This window comes from Leifsonia sp. 21MFCrub1.1, assembly GCF_900107895.1.
Classification (GTDB): Bacteria; Actinomycetota; Actinomycetes; order Actinomycetales; family Microbacteriaceae; genus Leifsonia; species Leifsonia soli.
In genome coordinates, this window is the sequence record NZ_LT629867.1 from 535,359 (window position 1) to 562,221 (window position 26,863).

Here is a 26,863-nt window from a genome sequence, read left to right on the forward strand (position 1 = left end):
AACGGGGAAGAGCGGCGGTCGGCTCGGCCGCGCCTCAGCCGTAGACGAGGCCGATGCGCTCCCGGATGGTGTCGAGCGTGCCCATGATCGCGACCGACTGCGAGAGCGGCAGGCGCACATCCTCTCCGCCGCCCGCCGCGATCAGCCGTTCGATCGCGCGCGCCTGGTACTGCATCCCGCGTCCGTCGATGCGCGACTCGTACGTCTCGATGACGTGGCCCTTCGCGTCGACGACCCGGAAGGAGGTGGAGGCGAAGAAGGTCGCGGCGAGTTCGACGCGGGCGTCCGTCCCGACGATGGTTGCGCTGTTGTCGCCCGCCGCGTCCAGCTCGGTGGTCAGCGCGGCCTGCGCCCCGCTCTCGTAGCCGAGCAGGATGGAGGTCTGCCGGTCGACGCCGGTCGCGGTCGGCGTGGAGAGGGCGAGCACCTGGGTCGGCGCCCCCAGCACATCCCAGGCGAACGACACCGGGTAGATGCCGAGGTCGAGCAGCGCGCCGCCGCCGAGCGCCGGGTTCAGCATCCGCCCGGCCGGGTCGGGGTTGGTGAGCTGGGAGTGGTGGGCGACCACCGAGCGCAGCTCGCCGAGGGTGCCGTCGCTGATGATCTCCTGAAGGCGCTCCATGTGGGGCAGCCACCGCGTCCACATCGCCTCGAGCGCGACGAGGCCGCCCGCGTGCGCGGCGTCCGCGATCCGCTGCGCCTCGGCCTGGTTCATCGTGAACGGCTTCTCGACGAGCACGTGCTTGCCGGCCGCCAGCGCGAGCAGGGCGTTGGGGGCGTGCTGGGGATGCGGCGTCGCGATGTAGACGACGTCGACGTCGGGGTCGGCGACCAGGTCTTCGTAGCTGCCGTGGGAGCGCGGGACGGCGTGCGCGGCGGCGAACTGTGCGGCCGCCTCCGGGGTTCGGGAGCCGACCGCGGCGACGGTGTGGCCGTCCAGCTGCAGGTCGCGGGTCATGGCGGCCGCGATGCCGCCGGTTCCGAGGATGCCCCACGCGGGGGAGGAGGTCGTCATGCGGTCATCGTACCGACGGGTCGGTCGGTCGGTCGGCCGCTGCGGTCGGCAGGAAGGGAGGAGAAACGGCGCGACCCGCCGCTGGGAGGCCAGAAACGGAGGAGTTTCTGGCCGCGATGGGCTTAGGGACCTCCGCTTCTCGCTGGTTAGGGAAGGGGGCGCGGGAGGGGGGGACGGGGCGGTGCGAGATGGTGCGGCGTCACGCGACCGGGATGCCGACCGCCTCCTCGGCGTGGTGGCAGGCCACCTCGCGCAGCGGGATGCCCGGGCCGTCCAGCGGGCGCAGCGGGGGGACCGCCGTCCGGCACTCGTCGGTCGCCATCCAGCAGCGCGGGTTGAACCGGCAGCCGGAGGGCGGGTCCACCGGCGACGGCGGCTCGCCGGCGAGGATGCGGCGCTGCGCCAGCCGGCCGCGGCCCTCGCGGGTGGCGGTCGGCGTTGCCGACAGCAGGGCCTGCGTGTACGGGTGCGACGGGCTCTCGTAGAGCACGTCGGTCTCGCCGAGTTCGGCGATGCGGCCGAGGTACATCACGGCGACGCGGTCGGCGATGTGACGGACGACGGACAGGTCGTGCGCGATGAACACGATCGACACTCCGAGCCGGCGGCGGATGTCGCCCAGCAGGTTGATCACCTGCGCCTGCACCGACACATCCAGCGCGGACACCGGTTCGTCGCAGACCAGCACGTCCGGGTCGAGCGCCAGGGCGCGCGCGATGCCGATGCGCTGGCGCTGGCCGCCGGAGAACTGGTGCGGGAACCGGGTGAGCATGTCCTCGCCGAGCCCGACCAGCTCCAGCAGCTCCACGGCCCGTGCGCGCCGAGCGGAGCGGTTCATCGCGTGTGCCGCGGCGATCGGCTCCGTGACGATGTCGAGCACCGTCATGCGCGGGTCGAGGGAGGCGTACGGGTCCTGGAAGATCATCTGAACCCCCTCGCGGAGGCGCTTGCGGTCGCGCCGACGTCCGCGGCTCACGTCGGTGCCCCGGTACGAGAGGGTGCCGCCGTCGGGGCGCTCAAGCCCGACGAGCATGCGCGCGAGCGTCGACTTGCCGCATCCCGACTCCCCGACGATGCCGAGGATCTCGCCGGCGTGGAGGTCGAGCGAGATGCCGTCGACCGCCGAGACGGTCGCGGGCCGCAGAGCCGACCCTGTCGCGAAGCGGCGCACCAGGCCCTGCGCGCTGAGGACGACCTCGGCGTCCGGGGCGTCCCCGCGCTCGGCGAGCGGGTCGATGACGGAACGGGTGTCAGCGGACGAGTTCACCGATGAGCTCCTCGGATCGGATGCAGGCCGCTCGCCGACCGGGGGCGACCTCTTCGAGCGGGGGACGGATGCTGCGGCAGGCCTCGACGGCGAGATGGCAGCGGGGATGGAACGAGCAGCCGGAGGGGACGCGCGCCGGGCTGGGCGGGGATCCCGGGATGGTGAGCAGATCCGACCCGCGCTGCGCCGCCTGCGGAACCGACCGCAGCAGCGCCTCCGTGTACGGGTGCGCGGGGCGCGCGAAAACGGTGTCGGCGTCGCCGGACTCCACGATCCGCCCGGCGTACATCACGGCCACCCGGTCGGCGACCTCCATCACGACGCCCAGGTCGTGCGTGATCAGGAGCACGCCCATCCCGAGCCGGTCGCGCAGCGATCCCAGCAGGTCGAGGATCTGCGCCTGCACCGTCACGTCCAGCGCGGTCGTCGGCTCGTCCGCGATGAGCAGCTCCGGCTCCAGGGCGATGGCCATGGCGATCAGGATGCGCTGGCGCATGCCGCCGGAGAACTGGTGCGGGTAGTCGTTGACCCGGCGTTCCGGGGCGGGGATCCCGACGAGCGCGAGGAGTTCCGCTGCGCGGGCGCGCGCCTCCTTGCGGCCGGCGCCGCGGTGCACGCGGAAGAGCTCGCCGATCTGGTCGCCGATCGTCATCACCGGGTTGAGCGCCGACAGGGCGTCCTGCAGGACGAGCGAGATGCGCTCGCCGCGGAGCCGCCTGCGCGCCTCCTCGCCGATGGACAGCAGGTCGACGTCCCCGAGCCGCAGCACGTCGGCCGTGACGCGGGTGTTCTCCTCGCCCAGCCCCATGATCGCCCGCGCCGTGACGGACTTGCCGGAGCCGGACTCGCCCAGGAGCGCGACGAACTCGCCCCGGCCGACGCGGAGGTCGACCTCGCGGACCGCGGGGATGTCGGGGCCGCCGCCGGTGAAGGCCACGGAGAGATTGCGTACCTGCAGCACGTCGGTGCTGTGCGCGTTCGATGTGTCCACGTCGACATCCTCGCATGTGAGTCGTTTCCGGAATGTTTCAATCAGGAAACATCCGTGCCGAATTTTCAAATCAATGTTGACACAGCTGCCGGATATCCGCGAGATTGGCTGCTGTTGCGCCTGATTGCGCAGCGGCCAACCCTCACCAGGACGAAGGAGACAGCGTGCTCGACCCCTCCCCGCGCTACACCGGCTATACGGCCTACGACTACCTGGAGGCCGGCAAGGACTACCGCGAGTTCCGCTACGCCAAGCAGATCAACCGGGTGCCCGAGTACGCCGGCCTCGACCTCAGCGACGCGCAGAAGGAGCGCACCACGCGCCTCCTCGCCGAGTCGACGGTCATCTCGCTGCACGACCACGTGCAGGTCTTCCCCGAAGACATGACGCAGCTCCGCGACCACATCCGCCAGGGCCGCGAACCAACCGGCTACCAGGGCCTCTCGCGCTCCGGCCTCACCGCCGTGTTCGACAACGGGATGGACGGCACCTGCTGCATCTCGAGCGATGCCGGCTGGAAGTACCAGGACGTGCTCTTCGACCTCGGCGTCCGCATGGCCGACCTGGCCCACCAGGACTTCGTCATCAAGGGCGAGACGATCAAGGACATCGAGTACGCCGCCGAGACCGGGCGGATCGCCCACATCTTCGCGCTCGAGGCGTCGACCATGATCGAGAACGAGGTCGACCGGCTCGACGTGCTGTACGGCTTCGGCGTCCGCCAGATGGGCATCGCCTACTCGGAGGCGAACACCCTCGGCTCCGGCCTCAAGGAGCGCGGCGACGGCGGGCTCACGTACTTCGGCGAGCGCGCGGTCGAGCGGATGAACAAGCTCGGCATCGCGATCGACGTCTCCCACTCGGGCGACCGGACGGCGGTGGATGCCATCAAGGCCTCCACGAAGCCCGTCTTCATCACCCACGCGGGCGCCCGCAGCGTCTGGCCGACCAACCGCATGAAGACCGACGAGACGATCGTCGAGTGCGCGAAGCGCGGCGGCGTCATCGGCATCGAGGCGGCCCCGCACACGACGCTGTCGCCGGAGCACCCGCGCCACTCCCTGGAGTCGGTGATGGACCACTTCCAGTACTGCGTCGACCTCGTCGGCCTGGAGCACGTCAGCTTCGGACCGGACACCCTGTTCGGCGACCACGTCGGACTGCACGACGCCTTCTCGTCCAACCTGTCCCTCGGGCAGGCGCACGGCCACGTCGAGTACGAGAAGGTCGAGTACGTCGACGGGATCGAGAACCCGGCCGAGGAGTTCTACAACATCATCGGCTGGCTGGTGAAGCACGACTACTCCGACGACGAGATCCGCGCCGTCGTGGGTGGCAACACTCTTCGGGTCCTGAAGGAGGTGTGGGTCTGATGCGCCCACGGAAGATCGCGGTCGCGGCGGCCACTCTCGCCGTCGCAGCCCTGACGCTCAGCGCGTGCGCGCCGAGCGCACCGCCCGCGGCGAGCACCGCTACGGCCGGCTCGGCGACGCTCACGATCGCCACGACGACCGACGTCGTCAACTACAACCCGCTCGTCGGCAACAGCCGGAGCGACTACTGGATCACCAACCTGATGTACCCGCACCTGCTGGAGATCGCGAACGACGGCTCGAAGAAGCCTCAGCTCGCCACCAAGTGGGGTTACGTCAACGACACCACCGGGTACTACGAGATCCGCGACGACATGAAGTGGAGCGACGGCCAGCCGCTGACCGCCGAGGACGTCGCGTGGACGATGAACGCGGTGAAGAAGGACAAGCCCTCCGGCACCTTCTACGGCCAGCTCGCGAACCTCGACACGGCGAAGGCCGTCTCGAAGACGCGGGTCGAGTTCACCCTGACCAAGCCGGACTCCTCGATCGTCGACGAGATCGGCTTCTGGGGCAACATCGTCCCGAAGCACGTCTTCGAGAAGGCCGACTCGGTCGCCACCTTCCCGAACGACGGCAAGGACGGCGGCTGGGTCAGCGCCGGTCCGTACAAGCTGTCGGCCGTCCAGGTGGGGCAGAGCTACACGCTCGACCGCGTCGACGACTACCCCCTGGTCGAGGGCGGAACGCCGCTCTCCGCCAAGGTCGTCTACCGGGTCTTCCCGGACGTCAACACCGAGATCCTGGCGCTGCAGAGCGGCGAGGTGGATGCGATCGCCAACGCGCTGCCCCCGGCGCAGGTCGCGAAGCTCAAGTCGACGAGCGGCATCACGGTCACCGAGGCGGTCGGACTGGGCTACGCCCACATGACCTACAACATGAAGAACCCGGCGCTCGCGAAGCTCGAGGTGCGTCAGGCGCTCGCCCACGCGGTCGACTACGACGCGATCCGCAAGGTCGTGCTGCAAGGTCAGGCCGTCTCGACCGGGTCGAGCCCGCTGATGCCGGTGCTGAAGGACTACTACGACAAGTCGATCAAGGAGTACTCCTTCGACACCGACGAGGCGCGCTCGCTGATGGAGAAGGCGGGCTACACCGCAGGCTCCGACGGGATGTTCCCGGTGAAGTTCCGGCTGATCTACTCCCTCCAGGACAGCGTCACCTCCCAGTGGGCGACCCTCGTCAAGGACAGCGCGGCGAAGGCGGGCATCCCGATCGAGCTTCAGGGCACCGAGCGGAACACCTACCTGGCGATGACCAACAAGGGCGACTTCGACATCTACGCCGGCAACTTCGCCATCATGGACGACCCGGTGACGAACATGACGCTCGCCTACCTCCCCGGAGGCGCCATCAACTACACCTACGTCGACGACGCGAAGCTCAACGATCTGATCGCCCAGGGCACCGCGACCACCGACAAGAAGGAGAAGGTGAAGCTGATGCGGGAGGCCGCGAAGATCGTGCGGGACAACGTGTACGACAACATCATGTACACGCAGAACCTGTACTTCGCGTCCAGCTCCAAGTGGACCGGGTTCGTCTCGAAGCCCAGCGAGCTGCTGTCCATCGTCAACCCGGTCTCGGTCGCCAGCGCGCACCCGACCGGCAAGTAACGAAAGCGAGGCCGACCCGCGTGTCCCGGTTCCTGTTCCTGCTCCCGAGGCTCGGGAGGGGTGTGCTCACGATCTGGTTCGCCGTGACCGTGACGTTCCTCCTGCTGCGTCTGCTGCCCGGAGACCCGGCGCTGGCGGTCGCCAGCCCGAACATGACCGAGGACACGCGGGCGGCCCTGCTCCAGCAGTACGGGCTCGATCAACCCCTGATCGTGCAGTACGGCATCTATCTGTGGCAGCTCGTCCAGGGAAACCTGGGGGTCTCGTTCACGCAGTCGATTCCTGTGCTCGACGTGCTGATGCAGCGACTCCCGTGGACGCTGCTGCTCACCGGCACCGCACTGGTGCTCACGGTGGCCGTCGGCATCCCGCTCGGGGTGCTGGCGGCCTCCCACCGCGGCCGCTTCCTCGACAAGGTCGTGCAGATCGTCGGGGTGACCGGCCAGTCCATCTTCGTGCCGAGCATCGGCGTGCTGCTGCTGTTCGTGTTCGGGCTGATGCTGCACTGGCTGCCGATCGGCGGTGCCTACGACCAGGACGCCTACGGGATGGCCTGGTACGGCTCGGTCGCCAGCCACCTCATCCTGCCCGCCGTCTCGCTCATGCTGGTGCAGCTCGGCTCCTACGTGCTGACCATGCGCTCCACCCTGATCGACGCGCTGGGGGAGGACTACACGACCCTCGCCCGCGCCAACGGGCTGCCGTACCGCCGCGTGCTCTGGAAGCACGCCCTGCGGAACGCCCTGCTCCCCACCACGACGCTGATCGGGCTCCAGCTCGGGTTCCTGGTCGGCGGCGCCGTGCTCACCGAGACCGTGTTCGCCTACCCGGGCATCGGCCGCGGGATCTACGAGGCGGTCACGCAGCTCGACTTCCCGGTGCTGCAGGGCGCGTTCCTGATGCTCGCCATCACCGTCGTCGTGGCGAACATGATCACCGACACCGTCTACGGATTCCTCGACCCGAGAGTGAAGAAGGCATGACCCAGGCAGCAGTCACCGAGGCCGCGGTCGGCATCGAGCCGGTCGCGCTGGAGAACGGCCGTGCGGCCGCGCAGACCTGGCGGGCGTTCCGCCGCGAGCCGCTCGGGATGCTCGCGCTCGGCGTGCTCATCGTGCTCACCATCGTCGCGATCGCGGCACCGCTCATCGCGCCCTATCCGCCGAGCTACGGCGACCCCGTGCTCGCGCCGCCGAGCGGCGCCCACTGGTTCGGAACCGACAGCCTCGGCCGGGATGTGTTCGGCGAGGTGGTCTGGGGGTCGCAGCAGAGCATCCTGGTCGCGGTGGCCGCGTCCGCCATCGCCATCGTCGTCGGGACGATCGTCGCGGTCGCGGGCGCCTACTTCCGGCGGCTGGACGGCTTCATCAGCGTCGTCGTCGACCTGACGCTCTCGCTCCCCGTCCTCCCGCTGATGATCCTGATCGCCGCGCTGGTCGGCCCGAGCACCACCACGATCATCCTCGTCGTCGCCGCCTTCTCCTGGCCGGAGGTCACCCGCCTCGTGCGGTCGCAGGCGCTGACCGTCGTGCGCCTGCCGTACGTCGACGCCGCCCGGCTGATGACCTCGTCCCCGCTCTGGATCATCGTGCGGCACGTGGTCCCGGCGGTCACCCCCGTCATCGTCGTCTCGGTCGTCGTCACCGCATCGCGCGCCGTGCTCTCGGCGGCGGGGCTCGCGTTCCTCGGGCTCGGCGATCCCAACGTCTGGTCGTGGGGACGCATCCTCTACGAGGCGCAGCAGTCCGGCGCGATGTCGAGCGCGTGGTGGCTGACCCTGTTCCCGTCCATCGCGATCCTGCTGCTCGTGCTCTCGGCGACCCTGCTGTCGATCGCCTACAACGACGCGCGCAACCCCAAGTCGCGACGCCGCTGACCGGAAGGAGACCCGTGTTCCGCACCCGCCTGACCGCCGAGGCGCTCGACCGCATCCAGGACCGCGTCCGCTCGCGGCTCGCCGCCGAGGGGCTCGACGCGCTGCTGACCGACTCGCCGGAGGACGTGGCGTATCTGACCGGCTTCTTCCACCACCCGAGCGAACGGCCCGTCGCCGTGTGGATGGACGCCGACGGCGACACCGTCCTCCTCGTCCCCGAACTGGAGCGGGAGAACGCGGAACGCCAGTCCGCCCGGGCCGACGTCGTCTCGTTCCCCGAGTTCCCCGGTGTCGTCCCGCCGTTCCGCGCGCTCGCCGACCGGGTGGGCCGCGCCGGCCGGGTCGGATTCTCGACCGGGATGACGTGGGAGCGGCAGTCCGCCGCCTTCGCCGAGCTCGACGCGGCCGAGGCCGTTCCGACGGAGCTGGTCACGGTGGCGCGCTACGTCAAGCTGCCCGAGGAGATCGCCCTCCACGCCGAGGCCGCCCGCATCACCGACCGGATGCTCGAATCCGGCGTCGCGCTCATCCGCGAACGCGTCGCGGCCGGCGGCGAACTGCCGAGCGAGGCCGAGCTGGCCTCGCACGTCGGCGGTGTCGGCGTCGCGACGATGTACGCCGAGCACGACGACGTCGTCGTGGTGTCGCCGCTCGCGGGCGGCCTGGTCTACGCCGGAGCCAACTCGGCGTACCCGCACGGCCTGCCGTCCGGCTACCGCTTGCAGCCCGGCGACACCTTCATGCTGTCGCTCGGCTGCGCGGTCGGCGGCCGCTTCGTCGAGGGGGAGCGCACCTTCGTCCTCGGCGAGCCGACCGCCGACCAGCGCCGCTACCACGACGCCGTCCGGCTCGCGCAGGCCACCGGTGCCTCCGCCATCCGGCCCGGCCGCGAATGCCGGCAGGCGAACGCGGACTGCCTCGACGTCATCCGCGAGGCGGGACTCGGCGAGTTCCTCCGCCATCGGCAGGGGCACGGCATCGGGCTGGGGATGCACGAGCCGCCGTGGCTGGAGGACGGCGACCCGACACTGCTGGAGGCGGGCATGATCGTCTCCAACGAACCGGGCATCTACATCCCCGGTCACGCCGGTTACCGCATCTCGGACTCCATGCTGGTCACGGAGGACGGCGCGAGGCCGCTGACATCCTTCCCCCGCGACCTCGACCACTGCACCATCGATCTCTGAACCGCCGCACGACAGCACCGCCATCGAAAGGAACACCGTGACAACAGACGTCTCCCCCGAGTTCGCCGCAGCGACCACCACCGCGCAGTTCGTCGAGATCAACGGCAATCGCCTCGCCGTCGAGGTGCTCGGACCGGAGGGCGCGCCGGTGATCATCACCCACCACGGGGCGCCGGGCCTCGGCTCGCGCGCCGAGCCGCGCGCCAGCTTCGGACGCCTGGCGGACGAGTACCGCGTCGTCGTGTTCGACGCGCGGGGGTCGGGCGAGAGCGAGGGCAACGGCGAGTTCAGCCACGAGCAGTGGGCGGCCGACATCGACGCGCTCCGCGAGTGGATCGGCGCGGAGCGGATCATCATGGCCGGCGGCTCCTACGGCGGCTTCATGTCGCTCGAGTACGCAACGCGCTACCCGGACCGCGTGCTCGCCCTGGTGCTCCGCGACACCGCCGCCGACAACTCCCACTCGGAGCTGTCGCGGAAGAACGCGCTCGCCTCCGACCGCGTGACCGTCGACATGGAGAAGTTCGACCGCATCGACGAGGGCCGCGTGCGCGACAACGACGACCTCCGCGACTGCTGGCGCGAGATCCTCCCGCTGTACGACTTCGTCTACGACCCGGAGGCCGTCGAGCGGAAGGTCGCGGCGACCCCGTACCGGTACGAAGCGCACAATTACGCCTTCTCGAAGAACCTTCCGACCTATGATCTCAAGGGGGCGCTCCCGGGGATCACCGCACCCACGCTGGTGACCGTCGGGCGGACCGACTGGATCACGCCGGTCTCGTGCTCGGAGACGATCGCGTCGCTCATCCCGGATGCGCGGCTGGCGATCTTCGAGAAATCGGGTCACTCCCCCCAGATCGAGGAGGCGGAGGCATGGACGGACACGGTGCGGGGATTCCTGCACGAAGTGGTGCCGCCGGTGCGGAGCGCGGCGTCCGAGTGAAGGCGCTCGACACCCTCGACGACCTCGACCGCCGGATCATCGTCGCGCTGCAGCACGACGGCCGCGCCAGCTGGACGGCGATCGCCGACATGGTGGGCAGCTCCTCCGCCACCGTCGCCCGTCGCGGTCAGCAGCTGGTGCAGGACGGCGTCGTGCGGATCGCCGTGGTCCCGGCGCTGGGCAGCTCCGGCCAGGTCGACACCTTCCTGGTTCGCCTGAACTGCCGGCCGGGCACGCAGCTCGAGGTCGCGGCGGCGCTCGTGGAGCACGCCGACGTCCGCTTCCTGACGCTGGTGACCGGGCAGTACGACATCATGGCCGAGGTCGTGGTGACCGGAGGGGCTGCGCACTACCCGCAGCTCATCCAGCAGCTGCAATCCATCGCGGGCATCAAGCGCTGGCGCAGCGACCTGATCATGCACGTCCACAAGGTGCGGCACGACTGGAGCCGGCAGCTCTTCGCCGAGACGATGAAGCTGCCGCAGGAGGACGAGAAGGCGTCGCTGGTCGACGCCGAGATGTGCGAGCCGGACCACCTGGACGAGGCCGACCGCCGCATCCTCGCCGCCCTCCGGGACGACGGGCGCGTCACCTTCCAGGCCATCGGCGACCGGACGGGCATGAACGAGTCGAGCGTGCGGCGCCGCTTCGACCGCATGCGCGCGAACCGCTGCCTCGACATCCTGACGCTCGTCCCCGCTGCCGCGCTCGGGATGGGCGCGGAGACGCTGCTGCTGGTGAAAGTCGCGCCGTCCCGGCTGGAGGCGGTCGCGCAGGAGCTGTCCGGCTATCCCGCCGTGCGCTACCTGGCCTCGCTGCTCGACGACAACTCCCTGTTCTGCGAGCTCATCACGCCCTCGGTGGCAGAGCTGAACCAGTTCATCTCGCACACGCTGTCTGTGCTCGACGGGGTCGAAGGATGGACGGGGGCGATGGAGCTGCTGTACCTCAAGCGCGGATTCATCGAGACGCCGTGGTGGCGGGCGCAGGTGGGCTACGCCGACGAGGCGGAGCGGCTGCGGGCGTGACCCTCGCGTCTGCGTCCAGTGCGGTCGGCTCCGTCGGTGCTGCTGAAACGGAGGACATCCCGCGCGTCCGGCTCCGCGCATCCTCCGTTCGTGACGAAACGCCGCGCGTCGCCGTGGGAGTTCCTCCCTTTCCACGGCCGTCCGCGAGGTGGCGGGAAACGGAGGAGTTTCCGTCCGACACTCCGGCGGAATCCACGAAACGGAGGAGTTCCCGAGCCGATCGGACCGGGAACTCCTCCGTTTCGGGCCGAGGGTGAGGTGCGTGCGGGGCGGTCACTCCCGCAGCAGGCCCCGCAGCGTCTCGATCGTGTCGGCCTCGCCGGCGTCCTTGTCGTCGCGGTACCGCTTGACGCGGGCGAAGCGCAGGGCGATGCCGCCGGGGTAGCGGCTGGAGCGCTGCACACCGTCGATCGCGATCTCGAAGACGGTCGTCGGCGCGACCCAGACCGTCCCGGCGGTTCGGCGCACCTCGATCTCCTGGAAGTGCTCCGTCTGCCAAGCCAGGAGCTTGTCGGTGAGGCCCTTGAAGGTCTTCCCGACCATCACGAAGCCGCCCGGCTCGCCGAACGCGCCCTCCGGATCGCGAGCGCCGAGGTGGATGTTCGACAGCAGCCCCTGGCGCCGGCCCGACCCCCACTCCACGGCGAGGACGACCAGGTCGTACGTGTGCACCGGCTTGACCTTCACCCAGCTGGAGCCGCGCCGACCCGCCGCGTAGGGGGAGTCGATCGCCTTGACGACCACGCCCTCCTGCCCGGCGGCGATGGCCTCGCGCGACACGCGTTCCGCCTCCTCGGGGTCGGCTGTGACCTCGCCGGGGATGCGGTGCTCTACAGCCACGCGCTCCAGTTCCGCCAGACGCGTCGAGAGCGGCTCGTCGAGCAGGTCGCGCCCGTCGACGTGCAGGATGTCGAAGAACCAGGGGCGCAGCACCGTCTCCCGCAGGGCATCGGCGCCGAATCTCGACATGGTCTCCTGGAAGGGCCGGGGCGCACCGTCCTCATCCAGCGACAGCGTCTCCCCGTCGAGGATCACGTCACGGACCGGCAGCCGGCGCGCCACCTCGACCACGTCGGGCAGGCGGTGGGTGATGTCGGCCAGGTTGCGGGTGGAGACGCGCACCTCGTCCCCGTGCCGGTGCACCTGGATGCGCGCGCCGTCCAGCTTGTACTCGACCGAGGCCTCTCCGGTGGTGGCGAGGGCGTCCGCGGCGCTGGGCGCGGAGGCCGCCAGCATCGGGAGCACCGGGCGCCCCACGACGAGGCCGACGGCGTCGAGCTCCTCCGCGGTGCCGGTGAGCGCGAGCCGCGCGGTCTCGCCCAGGCTTCCGGACAGCATCGCCGCGCGGCGCACGCTGTCGCCGGGGCGGTCGGCGGCGCGGGCGATCGCGTCGGTCAGCACGCCTTCGAGCGCGCCGGTCCGCATCTCGCCGAGGAGCACGCGGGCGATGAAGTCCTGCTCACGCGCGGTGGCCCGCGCGGTGAAGTCGCGGAGGATGCGGTTGCGCTCCCCGGCCGAGCCGGATCCCGACAGGGCGGCGAGCCGGTCGAGCAGCGCATCCAGATCGTCGACGGTCAGCGAGGCCTCCGCCGCGGGTTCGCCCATCGCGCCGGCGAGCCCGCGCCAGCCGACGCCGACGCGCCCCTGCCGCGCCTTGCCGACGAGGAACCCGACGGCCGGTGCGATCTCGTCCGGTTCGAGGCGGGTGAGCAGCGCCGCGAGCGCATCCACCTTCGCCAGCCGGGACCGCGTGGATGCGACGGTCTCGGCCGTCGTGACGAGCGTGTCGAGGAGCACGCCCCCATCCAACCACCCGCCTCCGACGTCGCCGGCGGGTCGGATCTAGGCTGACGACATGAACCAGGTCCACAACCTCGACGCCGCCTTCGCCCTCATCCCGGAGCCGTGGCAGCCGCACCGCCTCGCGAGCGTCAACGACTACGACGTGAAGGTCGCCCGGCTGCGCGGCGAGTTCGTCTGGCACGCGCATCCCGAGACGGACGAGCTGTTCCTCGTGATCGAGGGACGGCTCACGATCCAGCTGCGCGACGGGGATGTGGAGCTCGGCCCACGCGACGTGTTCGTGGTGCCGCGCGGCGTCGAGCACTGCCCGAAGGCCGACGAGGACGCGCTCGTCGTCATGGTGGAGCCGCAGGGCACCGTCAACACCGGGGACCGGCCCGGCGAGCGGACGGTCGAGCTGCGCGAGCTCGCCGACGAGGCCTGATCGGCCGCGGACGGAGTCGAAACACTCGCAACACCGCCGAAACGCGGGCGAAACGCGCCGCCGATAGCGTCTGGCCATGGGCGAGCTGTTCGGCGGATACACGACCGCGGCGTCCGGCAGGCGTCAGGGCGGCAGCGCCCCCTTCGACGAGATGTTCGCGGACACGGCAGCATCCGAGGGCGGCATCCGCCCGGCCTATCGCGAGCTGTTCGCGGCCCTTGCCTCGCTCACCCAGGAGGAATTGCGGGGGCGGACAGAGGCGCTGGCCAGGTCGTACCTCGCGCAGGGCGTGACCTTCGACTTCGCCGGCGAGGAGCGGCCGTTCCCGCTTGATGCCGTCCCGCGGGTGATCGAGCAGGACGAGTGGGCCCACGTCGAGGCGGGAGTCAGGCAACGCGTCCGCACGCTCGAGGCATTCCTGAGCGACGTGTACGGCGACCAGAACGCTGTCCGTGACGGCGTCATCCCGGCGGGGCTGATCACCTCGTCGGCGCATTTCCATCGGGCGGCGGCCGGGATCACGACGGCCAACGGCGTCCGGATCCAGGTGTCGGGCATCGACCTGATCCGTGACGAGGTCGGAGCGTGGCGCGTTCTCGAGGACAACGTCCGCATCCCGAGCGGCGTCAGCTATGTCATCTCGAACCGGCGCGTGATGGCCCAGACGCTCCCCGAGTTGTTCACCTCGATGAGGGTGCGCCCGGTCGGCGACTATCCGTATCGGCTGCTCCAGGCGCTCCGGGCGAGCGCCCCCGACGGCATGGAGAACCCGAACGTCGTCGTGCTGACCCCCGGCGTCTACAACTCCGCCTACTTCGAGCACACCCTCCTCGCCCGGCTGATGGGGGTCGAGCTGGTCGAGGGGCGCGACCTGTTCTGCTCGGGGGGTCACGTGTGGATGCGCACCACGTCGGGACCCCAGAAGGTCGACGTGATCTACCGGCGGATCGACGACGACTTCATCGATCCGCTTCAGTTCCGCGTCGACTCCGTCCTCGGCACGCCGGGCCTGATGCTGGCCGCGCGCCTCGGGAATGTGACGATCGCCAACGCCGTCGGCAACGGCGTCGCCGACGACAAGCTCGTCTACACGTACCTGCCCGACCTCATCCGCTACTACCTCGCCGAGGAGCCGGTGCTCCCCAACGTCGACACCTGGCGCCTGGAGGAACCGGAGTCGCTCGCCGAGGTGCTCGACCGGCTCGACGAGCTCGTCGTCAAGCCGGTCGACGGCTCCGGCGGCAAGGGCCTCGTGATCGGGCCGGACGCCTCCCGCGCAGAGCTCGCCGACCTCCGCGCACGTCTCGCCGCCGACCCGCGCGGGTGGATCGCCCAGCCGGTCGTGCAGTTGTCGACCATCCCCACTCTGGTCGACGACGGGATGCGTCCGCGGCACGTCGACCTCCGCCCGTTCGCCGTCAACGACGGCCGAGACATCTGGGTCCTCCCGGGAGGTCTCACCCGTGTCGCCCTCGCCGAGGGCCAGCTGGTCGTCAACAGCAGCCAGGGCGGCGGATCGAAGGATACCTGGGTGGTCGGCGCCCCGGTGGCCGACGGGACGGCCGACCGTTCGGGTCAGCCGCGCCCCGGCGATGCGGTGGAGGGGGCCTCCCGGGTGGCGGGAATCGTCGCCGAGCAGGCGGCGGGGCCGGGTGTCTCCGCTCAGCACGTGCCCGACCACTCCGCGGAGGACGCGCCGCGCTCCGATCAGCAGCAACAACAGCAACAGCAGCAGCAGGGCGTCCCGGAGGAGGTCACCTCGTGCTGAGTCGCATCGCCTCCTCGCTCTTCTGGATCGGCCGCTACATCGAGCGGAGCGACGGCACGGCCCGCATCCTCGACGTTCACCTGCAACTCCTCCTCGAAGACCCGTGGATCGACGAGGACACCGCGTGCCGATCGCTCCTCAGCGTCATGGGCAGCCCGGCGCCGGAGTCCGCGATCGTCCGGGAGGACGTGCTCCGCATCCTGGCGGTCGACCGCGCGGCGCCCGCATCCATCGTCTATTCGCTCGCCTCTGCGCGCGAGAACGCCCGGCGCGCCCGCGAGATCATCTCGACCGAACTCTGGGAGTGCCTCAACACCACGACCGCACGGATGCCGCGACGGGTGACCAGCGACAAGGTGCACGAGTTCTTCAGCTGGGTGCGAGAGCGGGCGGCCCTCGCCGTCGGGCTGATGGAGTCCGGGGCGAGCCGCGACGAGGCCTGGCACTTCTTCACCCTCGGCCGCAGCCTGGAGCGGGCAGACATGACGGCACGCCTGCTCGCGACCCGGTCGCTGACCGAGGCGAGCGGGCCGAGCTGGACGACCCTCCTGCGCTCCTGCGGCGCCTACGAGGCGTACCTGCGGACGTATCGCGGAGTGCCGTCCGCGAGGAACGCGGCGGAGTTCCTCCTTCACGACAGGCTCTTCCCGCGATCGATCCTCTACTCGGTGGCGCGCGCGGTGGACAGTCTGCGCGAGATCGAGCCGAGACTCGAGCGGGTCGGGGTCTCCGATCAGGCGGCACGGATGCTCGGGCAGGTGCGGAGCGAGCTCGAGTTCCGGCCGGTGGCCGACGTTCTCGACGACCTCCCGGCCTTCATGTCGGCCATCCAGGACGCGACGAGCGCGGCGACGACGGCGGTCGCCATGCGCTACTTCCCCGAGAGCGTTGCGCCGAGCTGGACGGGGGACAGGGCGTGAAACGGCTCAGGATCGTGCATTCGACGGGCTACCGCTACGACGGCGACGTGACCGCCTCGTACAACGAGGCGCGCATGCTCCCCGTCTCCGGCTCCCGGCAGCTCGTGCTCCACTCGTCCCTCGATGTGCAGCCGGTCTCCTCCCACCACCAGTACACGGACTACTGGGGCACCAGGGTCCTGGCATTCGATGTGCTCGCCCCGCACAGCGAACTGACGATCACGGCGAGCAGTCTCGTCGAGGTGCTCGAGGCGGAGCACCCCACCTCGGCTGTCGGCTGGGAGGAGCTCGCCGCCGTCGTCCCGAGGTCCGCCGCGTGCGTCGAGCAGCTCCGTCAGACGGCGCTCACCGCTCCGCCGCCCTCCCTCGCCGAGCTCGCCGGATCCGTCGTGGCAGGCCTGGGACCCGACGTCGACGGACCCTGCGCCGCCGCCCAGGCGATCGTCGCAGCAGTGTCGTCCGAGATGGAGTACGTGAGCGGAGTGACCGGCGTTCGAACCGCTGCCGCCGAGGCCTGGGACGCGCGGAGCGGGGTCTGCCAGGACATCGCGCACGTCGCGGTCGGGGCGCTCCGCTCGGTGGGGATCCCCGCACGCTACGTCTCGGGCTATCTGCATCCCCAGGCTGACGCCGCCGTCGGGGAGACCGTCGTCGGGGAGTCGCACGCGTGGGTGGAGTGGTTCTGCGGCGGGTGGCACGGCTACGACCCGACGAACAGCATCCCCATCGGCGACCGTCACGTGCGCGTCGGCCACGGCCGGGACTACACCGACGTCACACCCCTGCGGGGCGTCTACGCGGGCGGCAGTGGGTCAGAACTGTTCGTCTCGGTCTCCATCACTCGCGAGGCGTGAGTCTGCGCGCGACGGGCCGGCATCCCGTCGTGTTCCGCGGTGACGCAGGATGCGGCGCAGCACCAGCCAGCCGAGAACCAGGCCGGCCGCGGCGTACACCACGATGTCGATGTACTCGGTGTAGCGCTCGACCAGGTGGTACTGCGTGCCGAGCGCGAACCCGGCGCCCACGAGGAGCGCGTTCCACAGCAGCGTCCCCGCGAGGGTGAACGCGGCGAACCGGCCGAACGGCATCCGCGTCGCACCCGCCGGGAGCGAGATCAGGCTCCGGACCAGCGGGACGAGCCGGCCGAAGAAGACGGCCCCGCGTCCGTGCCGGGTGAGCCAGTCGGCGGCCTTCCGGAAGTCCTCCTCCTCGACGAGCGGCAGCCGCGACAGCAGCCGGACGGCGCGCTCTTCGCCCACTCGCCGCCCGAGGACGTAGAGGAGGGCGGCCCCTGCGAAGCTGCCCAGTGTCGCCGCGAGCAGCACCAGCACCACGTTCAGCGATCCCTGGTACGCGAGGAACCCGGCGAACGGCAGGATCACCTCGCTCGGGATCGGCGGGAACACCACCTCCGCCAGGGAGCAGAGTCCGACCCCGATCTCGCCGAGGGCGGTCATGATCCGGGCGGCGAGTCCGGCGATGCCGCCGAGCTCGGAGGGGTCGGTCTGCGTCTGCAGCGGCGACGCGCCGACGGGCAGGGCGATGAGCTGTCCTGTCATGGCGACGAGGCTACCCGTGACGTGGTGGGAGAAGGGTGGATGCGCGGCGGCCTCCCAGCCCGCGCGTCACGCCGGAGGGTGCTGGTCCGGCGGCTCCTGCGCGGGCGGGCGCGCCACGCGCGCGAGAGCCACGAGGCTCGCGAGGCCCGCCGGTGCTGGACGAGCAGGACGACGACGAGTGCGATCCACATCGCGACCAGCGCGACGAGCACTCCGATGACGGTCCACATCCACTCGGGCACGGTCACTCCCGGAAGATGTGGACAGCCTCGCGCGCGGCGTAGACGACGATGACGAGGCAGGCGACCGGGTCGGCCCACCACCAGCCGAGCAGCCCGTCGAGGCCGATGCCGAGCAGGACGCTGGTGGCCAGGATGCCGTCGACGAGCGTGACGCGCCCTTCGGCCATCAGCACCGGGTTGGCGAGGCGCCGGCCGACCCGCGCCTTCCCGAACGCCAGGAGGAACATGACGATCGCTGTCGCGGCCGTCCAGCCGACGCCCAGCGGGCTCGGTGTGGCGCGGTGACCCGCCGCCAGCGTCACGATCGCCTGGACGAGCAGATAGGCGCCGAGAAGCACGAACGCGACGCCGATCGACCGCAGGGCGACGCGCCGTCGTCGCTCCGCGGAACCGGTGAGCTCCCAGATCACCACGATGCTGGCGCCGATCTCGATGAGGCTGTCGAGGCCGAACCCGAGCAGGGCGACCGACGTGCTGGCGAAGGCCGCGGCGGCCAGGACCACCACGCCGACGATGTTCCAGCCGAGGGTGACCGCCTCCAGGCCGATGCCCGCCCGGACGAGCGCCGTCCGGGTGCCGGGGTTCGCCGTGGTGTTCATCGCCGGGTCACGTCCGTCCCGGCGCGCCGCCCGGCGCGACCTGCAGGTGAAGGTCGTCGAGGGTGCCCAGGTGCTCCCTGGCATGCGCGCGGGCCGCTTCCGCGATCCGCCGGGCGTCGCTCAGGCTCACCGCGTCGACCTCGAGCTCGGCGCTTCCGTGCAGCCGATGGCCGATCCAGCGCAGCTGCACGCGCGGCACCGCGACGACGCCGGGCGTCCCGGCCAGCGCGTGCTCGAGCTGGTCGACCAGGTGCGGCTCGATGCCGTCGAGCAGCCTCCTGCCGATGCTGCGGACGGTGCCCCAGAGCAGGACGACGATCGCGGCCGAGATGAGCACCCCGACGATCGGGTCGGCGAGGGGGAAGCCGAGCATCACCCCCAGCGCGCCCAGGACCACCGCAAGGGATGTGAAGCCATCGATCCTGGCGTGGACGCCGTCGGCGACCAGGGCCGCGGATCCGATGCGCCGGCCGACCCGGATGCGATAGACCGCGACCGCCTCGTTTCCGGCGAACCCGATGAGACCGGCGACGACCACCCAGCCCAGGTTCTCCAGTGGATGCGGATGGAACAGCCGGTCGATCGACTGCCAGGCGGCCACGACGGCGGACAGTGCGACGACGGCGACGATGAACAGCCCGGCCAGATCCTCCGCACGCCCGTAGCCGTAGGTGTAGCGGCGGGAGGCGGCCCGACGGCCGAGCACGAAGGCGACCCAGAGCGGGACGGCGGTCAGGGCGTCCGAGAAGTTGTGCACCGTGTCCGCCAGGAGGGCGACCGACCCGCTGAACGCGACGATGACGGCCTGCAGCAGCGTGGTCGCGAGCAGCACGAGCAGGCTGATCTTGAGGACGCGGACCCCCTCCACGCTCGCCTCCATGGCGTCGTCGATCGAATCGGCCGCGTCGTGCGAGTGCGGGACGAACAGGCCGTGCACAATGCCCCGGAACCCGGTCGGGTGATGGTGGTCGTGGTCGTGGTCGTGGTGCGTGTGCGTCTCGGAGGTCATGCGGTCGCCTCGTCCTCTGCCGACGCTGCCGGATGGTGGTGCCGCGGGATGCCCCCGAGCGAGTGCTCGGCCTGGAAGATCGCATCGCTCACGAGCCGGCTGACGTGCTCGTTCTCCAGCCGGTAGAACACGCGCTGGCCGTCCTGCCGGGTGGCGACGATCCTGGCCAGCCGCAGCTTGGCCAGATGCTGAGACACCGCCGCGGGCTGCTTGTCGAGGATGTCCGCGAGATGGTTCACGGACAGCTCGCCGGCATCCCGCAGCGCCAGTACGATCCGAACGCGCGTGGCGTCCGCCAGCATGGCGAACACCTCGACGGCGAGCTCGACGTACTGACTGTCCGGAAGGCGCCCGCATATCGGCTTATCTGCATGCATATGCAGATTAAAGCCCGCGCCTGACGGACGGTCAAGCTCCGCGGGCGAGCGGGCCCAATGAGCTGTCCGCATGTCGCGCGGCCTCCCGCCGCGGACGATAGAGTGCGCGGATGACCGTCTCGCTGCGTCCGCTCGATCCGTACGGGCCGGATCGCGAGGCCCTCGTCAGCTTCTTGACGGGCAATGACTTCCCCTTCCATGTCGTGACGCGGCCCGATCGCGCGGCGGTGCTCGCTGCGATCGATGCAGGCGCGTACGGCGATGACGACCACGAGGCGTTCTGGCTCGAAGGACCGGGCGGCGAGCGGATCGGGACCGTCCGCTTGGAGGATCTGAGCGACCCGACGCCGCTGGTCGATCTCCGGATCGACGGGCGGGCACGCGGTCGGGGGCTCGGCACGCTCGCCCTGCGCGCGACGACGGACCACGTGTTCGGCACCAGGGCGGACGTGGACCGTCTGGAGGGCCAGACGAGGGAGGACAACGTCGCGATGCGGCGGGTGTTCCTCCGGTGCGGGTGGGTCAAAGAAGCGCACTACCGCGAGGCCTGGCCGGTGGCCGGTGGGCGGCCCGTCGCCTCCGTCGCCTACGCGATCCTCCGTCACGACTGGCGGGAGGGCACGACGACGCCCGTTCCCTGGGACGACGAGCCACGCCGGATGGGGTGATCGCGCCCGTCGGCGATGATAGGGGGAGGCGGTTCGTGCGACGGCACGACCGGACGGGCCCGGACGGGCTGAACCTCAGGGAGGACACAGTGCCACTTCGCCGTCAGGCAGAGGAGATGCGGGATCTCTACGCCAACGAGATCGCTGCGGCCGTCCACGAAGGACGGACCCCGACCGCCCATCAGCTCGCGTCGTGGGTCCGCTACCGCGCCATGGCCGCCTCCGACGATCCTGCGCAGCTGATCCAGACGTCGTCGTCGCCGGAGACCGGGCGCTCCTAGGCCGCGCGCGGGTGCCCGGCGGAATGGCGGCGGCCGGCGGGGCTCACGCCACTCGCACCAGCGTCTGCTGCCAGCCCGTCGATCCGTCCGGTGCGATCGGGGTGCGCTTCTGCTCCTGCACGCGGCCCGCCCGGTCGGTGGCGCGGACGGCGAGCGTGTGGCTGCCCGCCGTCGCGTCCCAGTCCAGGGACCACTGGACCCAGGTGTCGGCGTTGATCGGCGTCGAGAGCTTCGCCTGCTGCCAGTCGCCGCCGTCGATCCGCACCTCGACGGTGCGGATGCCGACCGTCTGCGCCCAGGCGACACCGGCGATCTTCGTCGGGCCCGCGGAGAGGGGCTTGTCCACGCGCGGGGTGTCGATGCGGCTGGAGAGCTTGATCGGGGCCTTCGCGCTGTAGCCGCGCGGGGTCCAGTACGCCTGGTCGGCGGCGAACGTCGTCACCTTCAGCTCGGTCAGCCACTTGGTCGCCGACACGTAGCCGTACAGACCGGGGACGACCATCCGCACCGGGAAGCCGTGCTCGAGGGGCAGCGGCTCGCCGTTCATGCCGATCGCGAGGATCGCATCGCGGCCGTCATCGGTGAGGGCGTCGAGGGGCGTGCTGGCGGTGAAGCCGTCGACGCTGCGCGACAGCACCATGTCGGCTCCCCGTCGCGGCCGGGCGAGGGCAAGGATGTCGCGCACCGGGACGCCCAGCCAGCGCGCGTTGCCCACGAGATTGCCGCCGACCTCGTTCGACACGCAGGTGAGGGTGACGCCGTACTCCGACGGGCGCATGTCGACGAGGTCCTGGAAGCTCAGTTCGACGCGCTTCTCGACCATCCCGTCGATGGTGAGACGCCAGGTCGCCGGGTCGACCGACGGGACCGTGAGGGCCGTGTCCACCCGGTAGAAGTCCGTGTTCGGGGTGAACAGCGGGCTGATCCCCGGGACGTCGAGCTCCGCCCCGGCGGGCACCGTCAGCCGGGAGGCCGGCGCCGGCAGCCGCAGCGCCGAGCGCACCGCTGCGATGGAGGACGTGGCAGCGGACCCCAGGCGTGAGCCGACCCCGGCGACCAGCGCTCCTGCCGCTGCGACCGACGTGAGCACCAGGAACCGGCGGCGGTCGACACCCGCCGCCTCCGACCCGGCGGTGCCGCCGCGCCAGGCGTGCAGCCGGCCGATCAGCAGCCGCAGCACGACGGCTCCCGCCACCGCTCCCACCGCGGACGGCAGGAAGCCGAACGGGCTGGCGCCCGCGCGCGTCAGCGTCGCGACGACGGCCGCGATACCGGCGACCGCGAACAGCGCGACACCCACCCCGCGCCGCCACAGCTCCAGCACACCGGCGACGGCGGCAGCGACGAACACCGCGAAGCCGAGGCTCGCCAGCAGGAACAGCTTGTCGTTCGACCCGAACAGCTCGATCGCCAGCTCCTTCGCCCAGCGCGGAACGATGTCGATCACGAACGAGCCGACGGCGACGATCGGGCTCGCGTCGCGCACCGTCAGCAGAGCCACCAGTTCGGCCGCCCCGAGGAACACGCCACCGCTCACCGCCCCGGCGAGTGCGGCCAGGGCGATGGTGCCGATTCTCTTCTTCGCTGACATGCCTGGAGTTCGGGGCGGAGAGGCTCCGCGGATTGCTTCCAATCCGATTCGCCGCCGGGGCCGAACCCCTGATGACCGCCCCGCGGCGGCCGCAACGATCGTCACCATCCCTCGAAGGAGAAGAACCATGCGATCCACAGCTCGTCTCGCAGCGGCAGCCATCCTGGCCGCAGCCGCCCTCACCCTCACCGCCTGTTCCTCGGGTTCGGGCAGCTCCAGCTCCGGCTCGAGCGACTCCGGCTCCATGAGCTCGTCCACCCCGTCCGCCTCGAAGATGGACCCGGCCGCCGACCTCGTCGGCCCCGGCTGCGCGGCCTACGCCAAGCAGGTCCCGTCGGGCGCCGGCTCCGTCTCCGGCATGGCCGAGGACCCGGTGGCCACCGCGGCGAGCAACAACCCGCTGCTGACGACGCTCGTCGCAGCCGTCTCGGGCAAGCTCAACCCCCAGGTCAACCTGGTCGACACCCTGAACGGCGGCGACTTCACCGTCTTCGCCCCGGTCGACGACGCGTTCAAGAAGATCGACCCCGCGACGATCGAGACGCTGAAGACCGACGCCGGCACGGCCACGCTGACCTCGATCCTCACGTACCACGTGGTGCCCGGGCAGCTCTCGCCCTCCGAGATCGACGGCACCCACAAGACCGTCGAGGGCTCTGACGTGACTGTCAGCGGCTCCGGCGACTCGATGAAGGTCAACGACGCCAACGTCATCTGCGGCGGCGTCAAGACGGCCAACGCCACCGTCTACCTGATCGACTCGGTCCTGATGCCCCCGGCCAAGTAAGTCCCGGCATCAGCCCGTCCCGACGCGGCCGTGCAGCATCCCGCTGCACGGCCGCGTCGTCTGTCGTGCCCCCGTAAGCTGCCTCCATGCGGGTAGGCGGACTCCGAGTGGATGCGATCTCCGACGGCGCGTTCGTCGCGCGGCCGAGCTATTTCGGCGACCATGTCTCCGGTACCGAACGGCCGGATGTCTTCGACCGCGACGGGGCGGCGTGGCTCCCGATCGGGTGCTTCCTGATCCGGCAGGAGCAGACCGGCACCGACGCTCCCGCACCGGTCGTCCTGGTGGATGCGGGCCTCGGCCCTGCGCTCGACCCGATGCCGGACGGGATGATGCTCGTCGGCGGTCAGCTGCTCACCGGTCTGCACGCCGCGGGCGTCGCCCCGGCGGAGATCACCGACGTCGTGATCACGCACTTCCACCTGGACCACGTCGGCTGGCTGTTCGGCAGGGACGCCCGGCCGATCTTCCCGAACGCCCGGGTCTGGTTCGGGGCGGCCGAGTGGGCGCACTTCGTGAACGGCCCGGGCGAGATGGCCCCGCACATCGAGGCCGGATTCCGGGCCGCCGAAGGAACCCCGGCGCTGCGTCCCGTCGAGACCGACGTCGTGGTCGCACCCGGCGTGCGTGCCGTCCCTGCGCCGGGTCACACGCCCGGTCACCTGGCGGTGGTGGCCGAGTCGGGCGGAGAGCGGCTGCTCCTGCTGGGCGACTCCATCACCATCCCGCAGCAGATGGCCGAGGACGGCTGGCGCTCGATGGGCGACGTGGACGCCGCCATCGCCGAGCGCACGCGTCAGGCCCTGTGGGCCCAGCTGGCGGAACCGGGTACGACGGGTGTCGGCGCGCACTTCCCCGAGTTGCGGAGCGGGAGGGTCGTGGCCGGGGAGTGGTCGGCGGAGTGGTCGGCGGACGGATCGCCCGTCGGTTAGCGGCCGCCCGATCCGTCGTCCCGCAGGAAGGCGCTGAGCGCCTGCGTCAGCCGGGCGCGGGCCGTCTCGTCGTCGATGGTGGCCGGCCGGTCGCCCGGCTGCTCGCCGTAGTCGCCGAACTGGGCGTGGTCCATGCCCGCGATCTGCACCATCCTGGCGTCGTCGGGCAGCAGCGGGCGACCGGCCGCGATCTTGGCTGGGGTGCTCAGACCGTCCCGAGTGCCTCCGATCGACAGCACCCGCAGGTCGGTGCCGCTGAGGTCGTTCGCGCAGTACGAGCCGAACAGGATGAGGCCGGTCACGCCCGGCTGCTCGGCCAGCTGGCAGGCGCGCACCCCGCCGAGGGAGTGGCCGCCCACGTACCAGTCGGTCACCTGCTGGGCGTGCCGGGTGAACGTCGAGAGCGGGCGCTGGTCGAAGAACGCCAGGTTGAGTGTCGGTTTGGTGATGACGACGGTGAGGCCCGTCTCGGCGACGGCGCCGGAGAGCTTGTTCAGGTAGGCGTACGGGTCGACGAGCGCGCCGGGGACGAAGACCAGGCCGTCGCCAGAGGCCGTTCCGGTCGGCTCCATCACGACGGCGTCGCCGGCGTCGTGGATGCGGACGGCCGGGTCGCGCCAGGCCATGAGCGCGGCTGAGCGCTCACCCATCATCGGCGTCGACGCCCAGGCGAGGAAGCCGATCACCACGAGGAGGACGACGCCGAGCACCGCGACGACGGCGTTCCGGACGCGATGACGGGTTCTGCTGGACCGGCTCACGAATCCAGCGTAACCTGACCATAAGCTTGCTGACTAATCTCCAGGCAAGGGAGTTTTGATGTCCCCACGTACCCGCTGGGCCGGGCTGGTCTTCATCAGCATCGGCGTCGCGCTCATCATCGTCGACTCGACGATCGTCAACGTCGCCATCCCCTCCATCGTCGACGAGCTCCACATCGGGTCGACCGGCGTCCAGTGGGTGCAGGAGTCGTACACGCTCGTGTTCGCCGCCCTCCTGCTCGTGTTCGGGACGTTGGCCGACCGGTTCGGACGCCGTCGGATGCTGCTGCTCGGTGTGACGATCTTCACGCTGGCCTCGGTGGCCGCGGCCTTCTCTCCGACGGGCGCCTTCCTGATCGGGGCACGGCTGCTGCAGGGCGTCGGCGGTGCGATGGTCCTGCCGACCACCCTCTCCCTCATCAACGCGAACTTCCGCGGGAAGGAGCGCGCGATCGCCTTCGCGGTCTGGGGGTCGACCATCGGCGGCATGACGGCGCTCGGCCCGCTGCTCGGCGGCTGGCTGACGACGGCGTTCTCGTGGCGCTGGGCGTTCGGCATCAACATCCCGCTCGGGATCCTCATCGTCGTCGGCGTGCTCGCGACGGTGCCGGAGTCCCGCGACACCCGGGCGGCGCGCAGCGTGGACTGGGTGGGCGCGCTGCTCTCGGTCGTCACCTCCGCGAGCCTCGTCTTCGGGCTCATCGAGGGGCGGACCTACGGCTGGTGGCTCGTGGACACGCGACCGGAGATCGGCGACTGGCGCTGGCCGTTCGACCTCTCGCCCGTGCCGATCGCCTTCGCCGTGGCGGTCCTCGGGGGAGTGCTGTTCGTCCTGCGGGGACGCGCGCGCATCCGGGCGGGCCGCAGCACCATGCTGGCGCTCGACCTCTTCCGCATCCCCTCGTTCCGCAACGGCAACATCGCCGCGACGATCGTCTCGCTCGGCGAGTTCGGCATCATCCTGGCGCTCCCGATCTGGTTGCAGAACGTGCTCGGCTACAGCGCGCTCGACACCGGCCTCATCCTGCTCGCGCTCGCGATCGGGTCCTTTCTCGCGAGCGGCTTCGCCGGCGCGTTCGGCAACAGGATCGCCCCCGTGACGATCGTCCGCGTCGGCCTGGTCGCCGAGATCGTCGGGGTCGCCGGCCTCGGGTTCGTCATCTCGTCCACCACCCCGTGGGGTGCGCTCATCCCCTTCCTCTTCGTCTATGGCTTCGGCGTCGGGCTCGCGACCGCGCAGCTCACGGGCGTGGTGCTACGGGATGTGCCGGTCGAGCAGAGCGGGCAGGGCTCCGGCACCACGAGCACCGCGCGCCAGATCGGCTCCGCCCTGGGCATCGCCGTGCTCGGGACCGTGCTGTTCGCCACGGCGACGGCGGTGTTCGACGCCCGGCTCGACGATCGGGGTGTTCCGGCCGCGCAGCGCGACCAGCTCGTGTCGGCGGTGGTCGACAGCTCCGGGGCCGCGATCGCCGGGCTGGAGCAGGACCCGCGGACGGCTCCCGTCGCCGCGGACGCGAAGGAGGCGTTCAGCGACGGCACGCGATGGGCGGCATTCGCCGCGGCCGGGTTCCTGGTCGTCGGCCTGCTGGCGACGGTGTCCCTGGGCAGCGGCGCCCGGCGGCCGGGCGACGGAACAGAGGCGGCCGAGGCGGATGGGGCGGGCGATGCGGACGCACGGGCAGAGCACACCGCGGACGACATCGCCCTCATGGTGCAGCAGCTCGCGGACGCCCTGGAGGCGGACCCCGACCTGGACGGCGCCCGCGCGGTGGCCTCCCGGCTCGATCACCGCTCGCGGGCGCTGCTGACCCGGTTCTTCCGCGACCTCGCGCAGGGGTGA

Annotated in this window: 26 protein-coding genes; 16 read left to right on the forward strand and 10 right to left on the reverse strand. The window is 70.9% G+C overall.

The window, feature by feature from the left end; all coding sequences use genetic code 11:
• Positions 1–34 precede the first annotated feature (34 nt).
• The 3 genes from BLW09_RS02415 to BLW09_RS02425 form a co-directional block, all read right to left on the reverse strand.
• Complete coding sequence (locus tag BLW09_RS02415; protein ID WP_089907986.1) at positions 35–1,015, reverse strand: Gfo/Idh/MocA family protein; 981 nt, start codon at positions 1,013–1,015, stop codon at positions 35–37.
• A gap of 199 nt (positions 1,016–1,214) precedes the next feature.
• Entirely contained in the window at positions 1,215–2,282 is a 1,068-nt protein-coding gene (locus BLW09_RS02420; RefSeq protein WP_089907989.1) for an ABC transporter ATP-binding protein, read from the reverse strand.
• Positions 2,266–3,273, reverse strand: coding sequence for an ABC transporter ATP-binding protein (locus BLW09_RS02425; protein WP_089907992.1), 1,008 nt, complete (start codon positions 3,271–3,273; stop codon positions 2,266–2,268). The genes BLW09_RS02420 and BLW09_RS02425 overlap by 17 nt, the downstream gene beginning before the upstream one ends.
• A gap of 164 nt (positions 3,274–3,437) precedes the next feature.
• Here BLW09_RS02425 and BLW09_RS02430 point away from each other — a divergent pair, with 164 nt between their 5' ends.
• Genes BLW09_RS02430 through BLW09_RS02460 form a run of 7 tightly spaced genes read left to right on the forward strand, consistent with a single transcriptional unit; the run spans position 3,438 to position 11,299 of the window.
• Positions 3,438–4,646: a dipeptidase gene (locus BLW09_RS02430; RefSeq protein ID WP_089907995.1), complete on the forward strand. Its 1,209-nt coding sequence runs from the start codon at positions 3,438–3,440 to the stop codon at positions 4,644–4,646.
• Positions 4,646–6,262 (forward strand): ABC transporter substrate-binding protein, encoded by a 1,617-nt coding sequence (locus tag BLW09_RS02435; protein WP_089907997.1) that lies wholly within the window; start codon positions 4,646–4,648, stop codon positions 6,260–6,262. The genes BLW09_RS02430 and BLW09_RS02435 overlap by 1 nt, the downstream gene beginning before the upstream one ends.
• Before the next feature lie 20 nt (positions 6,263–6,282).
• Positions 6,283–7,245, forward strand: a complete 963-nt coding sequence (locus BLW09_RS02440) for an ABC transporter permease (protein ID WP_018192260.1) — start codon at positions 6,283–6,285, stop codon at positions 7,243–7,245.
• Positions 7,242–8,138 (forward strand): ABC transporter permease, encoded by an 897-nt coding sequence (locus BLW09_RS02445; protein WP_089908000.1) that lies wholly within the window; start codon positions 7,242–7,244, stop codon positions 8,136–8,138. Before BLW09_RS02440 ends, BLW09_RS02445 begins: the two co-directional genes overlap by 4 nt.
• A 14-nt stretch (positions 8,139–8,152) precedes the next feature.
• On the forward strand, positions 8,153–9,325 hold the full coding sequence (locus tag BLW09_RS02450) for a M24 family metallopeptidase (protein ID WP_089908004.1): 1,173 nt from the start codon (positions 8,153–8,155) through the stop codon (positions 9,323–9,325).
• Between the two features lie 37 nt (positions 9,326–9,362).
• Positions 9,363–10,271, forward strand: a complete 909-nt coding sequence (locus BLW09_RS02455) for an alpha/beta fold hydrolase (protein ID WP_089908007.1) — start codon at positions 9,363–9,365, stop codon at positions 10,269–10,271.
• Complete coding sequence (locus BLW09_RS02460) at positions 10,202–11,299, forward strand: Lrp/AsnC family transcriptional regulator (RefSeq protein WP_231947009.1); 1,098 nt, start codon at positions 10,202–10,204, stop codon at positions 11,297–11,299. The genes BLW09_RS02455 and BLW09_RS02460 overlap by 70 nt, the downstream gene beginning before the upstream one ends.
• A gap of 273 nt (positions 11,300–11,572) precedes the next feature.
• Here the strand turns inward: BLW09_RS02460 and BLW09_RS02465 are convergent, their stop codons facing one another.
• A complete protein-coding gene (locus BLW09_RS02465; RefSeq protein WP_089908013.1) occupies positions 11,573–13,096 on the reverse strand; it encodes an ATP-dependent DNA ligase in 1,524 nt (507 codons plus the stop codon).
• Positions 13,097–13,154: 58 nt separating this feature from the next.
• Between BLW09_RS02465 and BLW09_RS02470 the strand changes: the two genes are divergently transcribed.
• The 4 genes from BLW09_RS02470 to BLW09_RS02485 all read left to right on the forward strand — a co-directional run bounded on the left by BLW09_RS02470 (position 13,155) and on the right by BLW09_RS02485 (position 17,068).
• A complete protein-coding gene (locus BLW09_RS02470) occupies positions 13,155–13,526 on the forward strand; it encodes a cupin domain-containing protein (RefSeq protein ID WP_089908016.1) in 372 nt (123 codons plus the stop codon).
• 76 nt (positions 13,527–13,602) lie between these two features.
• Positions 13,603–15,294: a circularly permuted type 2 ATP-grasp protein gene (locus tag BLW09_RS02475; protein WP_089908021.1), complete on the forward strand. Its 1,692-nt coding sequence runs from the start codon at positions 13,603–13,605 to the stop codon at positions 15,292–15,294.
• Positions 15,288–16,214 (forward strand): alpha-E domain-containing protein, encoded by a 927-nt coding sequence (locus tag BLW09_RS02480; RefSeq protein ID WP_018192252.1) that lies wholly within the window; start codon positions 15,288–15,290, stop codon positions 16,212–16,214. Before BLW09_RS02475 ends, BLW09_RS02480 begins: the two co-directional genes overlap by 7 nt.
• A complete protein-coding gene (locus tag BLW09_RS02485; RefSeq protein ID WP_089908025.1) occupies positions 16,211–17,068 on the forward strand; it encodes a transglutaminase family protein in 858 nt (285 codons plus the stop codon). The genes BLW09_RS02480 and BLW09_RS02485 overlap by 4 nt, the downstream gene beginning before the upstream one ends.
• Here BLW09_RS02485 and BLW09_RS02490 read toward each other — a convergent pair.
• From BLW09_RS02490 to BLW09_RS02510, 4 genes are all read right to left on the reverse strand, one after another.
• Entirely contained in the window at positions 17,027–17,773 is a 747-nt protein-coding gene (locus BLW09_RS02490; RefSeq protein ID WP_089908028.1) for a DedA family protein, read from the reverse strand. The two genes, BLW09_RS02485 and BLW09_RS02490, sit on opposite strands and share 42 nt — an antisense overlap.
• A 244-nt stretch (positions 17,774–18,017) precedes the next feature.
• Positions 18,018–18,614 carry a cation transporter gene (locus BLW09_RS02500; RefSeq protein WP_089908030.1) on the reverse strand — a complete coding sequence of 199 codons (597 nt, stop codon included), beginning with the start codon at positions 18,612–18,614 and terminating at the stop codon, positions 18,018–18,020.
• A 7-nt stretch (positions 18,615–18,621) separates the two neighbouring features.
• The gene (locus tag BLW09_RS02505) at positions 18,622–19,623 is read right to left on the reverse strand and encodes a cation diffusion facilitator family transporter (protein WP_231947011.1); all 1,002 of its coding nucleotides are present in this window, start codon (positions 19,621–19,623) and stop codon (positions 18,622–18,624) included.
• The gene (locus BLW09_RS02510; RefSeq protein ID WP_089908033.1) at positions 19,620–20,000 is read right to left on the reverse strand and encodes an ArsR/SmtB family transcription factor; all 381 of its coding nucleotides are present in this window, start codon (positions 19,998–20,000) and stop codon (positions 19,620–19,622) included. The genes BLW09_RS02505 and BLW09_RS02510 overlap by 4 nt, the downstream gene beginning before the upstream one ends.
• 110 nt (positions 20,001–20,110) lie before the next feature.
• Here BLW09_RS02510 and BLW09_RS02515 point away from each other — a divergent pair, with 110 nt between their 5' ends.
• Complete coding sequence (locus tag BLW09_RS02515; RefSeq protein WP_089908036.1) at positions 20,111–20,668, forward strand: GNAT family N-acetyltransferase; 558 nt, start codon at positions 20,111–20,113, stop codon at positions 20,666–20,668.
• A gap of 116 nt (positions 20,669–20,784) precedes the next feature.
• Positions 20,785–20,949, forward strand: coding sequence for a hypothetical protein (locus BLW09_RS18860; RefSeq protein WP_157696892.1), 165 nt, complete (start codon positions 20,785–20,787; stop codon positions 20,947–20,949).
• Between the two features lie 43 nt (positions 20,950–20,992).
• On the opposite strand, the gene BLW09_RS02520 is transcribed toward BLW09_RS18860, so the two are convergent.
• Positions 20,993–22,540, reverse strand: a complete 1,548-nt coding sequence (locus BLW09_RS02520) for a molybdopterin-dependent oxidoreductase (protein WP_089908039.1) — start codon at positions 22,538–22,540, stop codon at positions 20,993–20,995.
• Positions 22,541–22,667: 127 nt separating this feature from the next.
• On the opposite strand from BLW09_RS02520, the gene BLW09_RS02525 reads away from it, so the two are divergent.
• Together BLW09_RS02525 and BLW09_RS02530 are read left to right on the forward strand one after the other, a co-directional pair.
• A complete protein-coding gene (locus BLW09_RS02525) occupies positions 22,668–23,327 on the forward strand; it encodes a fasciclin domain-containing protein (RefSeq protein ID WP_089908042.1) in 660 nt (219 codons plus the stop codon).
• An 86-nt stretch (positions 23,328–23,413) separates the two neighbouring features.
• Complete coding sequence (locus tag BLW09_RS02530) at positions 23,414–24,259, forward strand: MBL fold metallo-hydrolase (protein WP_089908045.1); 846 nt, start codon at positions 23,414–23,416, stop codon at positions 24,257–24,259.
• Here the strand turns inward: BLW09_RS02530 and BLW09_RS02535 are convergent.
• Positions 24,256–25,020 carry an alpha/beta hydrolase gene (locus BLW09_RS02535; protein ID WP_089908048.1) on the reverse strand — a complete coding sequence of 255 codons (765 nt, stop codon included), beginning with the start codon at positions 25,018–25,020 and terminating at the stop codon, positions 24,256–24,258. The two genes, BLW09_RS02530 and BLW09_RS02535, sit on opposite strands and share 4 nt — an antisense overlap.
• A gap of 58 nt (positions 25,021–25,078) precedes the next feature.
• Between BLW09_RS02535 and BLW09_RS02540 the strand changes: the two genes are divergently transcribed.
• The gene (locus tag BLW09_RS02540; protein ID WP_089908050.1) at positions 25,079–26,863 is read left to right on the forward strand and encodes a DHA2 family efflux MFS transporter permease subunit; all 1,785 of its coding nucleotides are present in this window, start codon (positions 25,079–25,081) and stop codon (positions 26,861–26,863) included.

Bases quoted from the DNA above. Each gene is read 5' to 3' on its own strand.
- BLW09_RS02415 (WP_089907986.1), bottom strand. From the start codon at position 1,015: ATGACGACCTCCTCCCCCGCGTGGGGCATCCTCGGAACCGGCGGCATC.
- BLW09_RS02435 (WP_089907997.1), top strand. From the start codon at position 4,646: ATGCGCCCACGGAAGATCGCGGTCGCGGCGGCCACTCTCGCCGTCGCA.
- BLW09_RS02445 (WP_089908000.1), top strand. From the start codon at position 7,242: ATGACCCAGGCAGCAGTCACCGAGGCCGCGGTCGGCATCGAGCCGGTC.
- BLW09_RS02460 (WP_231947009.1), top strand. From the start codon at position 10,202: ATGGACGGACACGGTGCGGGGATTCCTGCACGAAGTGGTGCCGCCGGT.
- BLW09_RS02470 (WP_089908016.1), top strand. From the start codon at position 13,155: ATGAACCAGGTCCACAACCTCGACGCCGCCTTCGCCCTCATCCCGGAG.
- BLW09_RS02475 (WP_089908021.1), top strand. From the start codon at position 13,603: ATGGGCGAGCTGTTCGGCGGATACACGACCGCGGCGTCCGGCAGGCGT.
- BLW09_RS02490 (WP_089908028.1), bottom strand. From the start codon at position 17,773: ATGACAGGACAGCTCATCGCCCTGCCCGTCGGCGCGTCGCCGCTGCAG.
- BLW09_RS02500 (WP_089908030.1), bottom strand. From the start codon at position 18,614: ATGAACACCACGGCGAACCCCGGCACCCGGACGGCGCTCGTCCGGGCG.
- BLW09_RS02505 (WP_231947011.1), bottom strand. From the start codon at position 19,623: ATGACCTCCGAGACGCACACGCACCACGACCACGACCACGACCACCAT.
- BLW09_RS02510 (WP_089908033.1), bottom strand. From the start codon at position 20,000: ATGCATGCAGATAAGCCGATATGCGGGCGCCTTCCGGACAGTCAGTAC.
- BLW09_RS02515 (WP_089908036.1), top strand. From the start codon at position 20,111: ATGACCGTCTCGCTGCGTCCGCTCGATCCGTACGGGCCGGATCGCGAG.
- BLW09_RS18860 (WP_157696892.1), top strand. From the start codon at position 20,785: ATGCGGGATCTCTACGCCAACGAGATCGCTGCGGCCGTCCACGAAGGA.
- BLW09_RS02520 (WP_089908039.1), bottom strand. From the start codon at position 22,540: ATGTCAGCGAAGAAGAGAATCGGCACCATCGCCCTGGCCGCACTCGCC.
- BLW09_RS02525 (WP_089908042.1), top strand. From the start codon at position 22,668: ATGCGATCCACAGCTCGTCTCGCAGCGGCAGCCATCCTGGCCGCAGCC.
- BLW09_RS02530 (WP_089908045.1), top strand. From the start codon at position 23,414: ATGCGGGTAGGCGGACTCCGAGTGGATGCGATCTCCGACGGCGCGTTC.
- BLW09_RS02540 (WP_089908050.1), top strand. From the start codon at position 25,079: ATGTCCCCACGTACCCGCTGGGCCGGGCTGGTCTTCATCAGCATCGGC.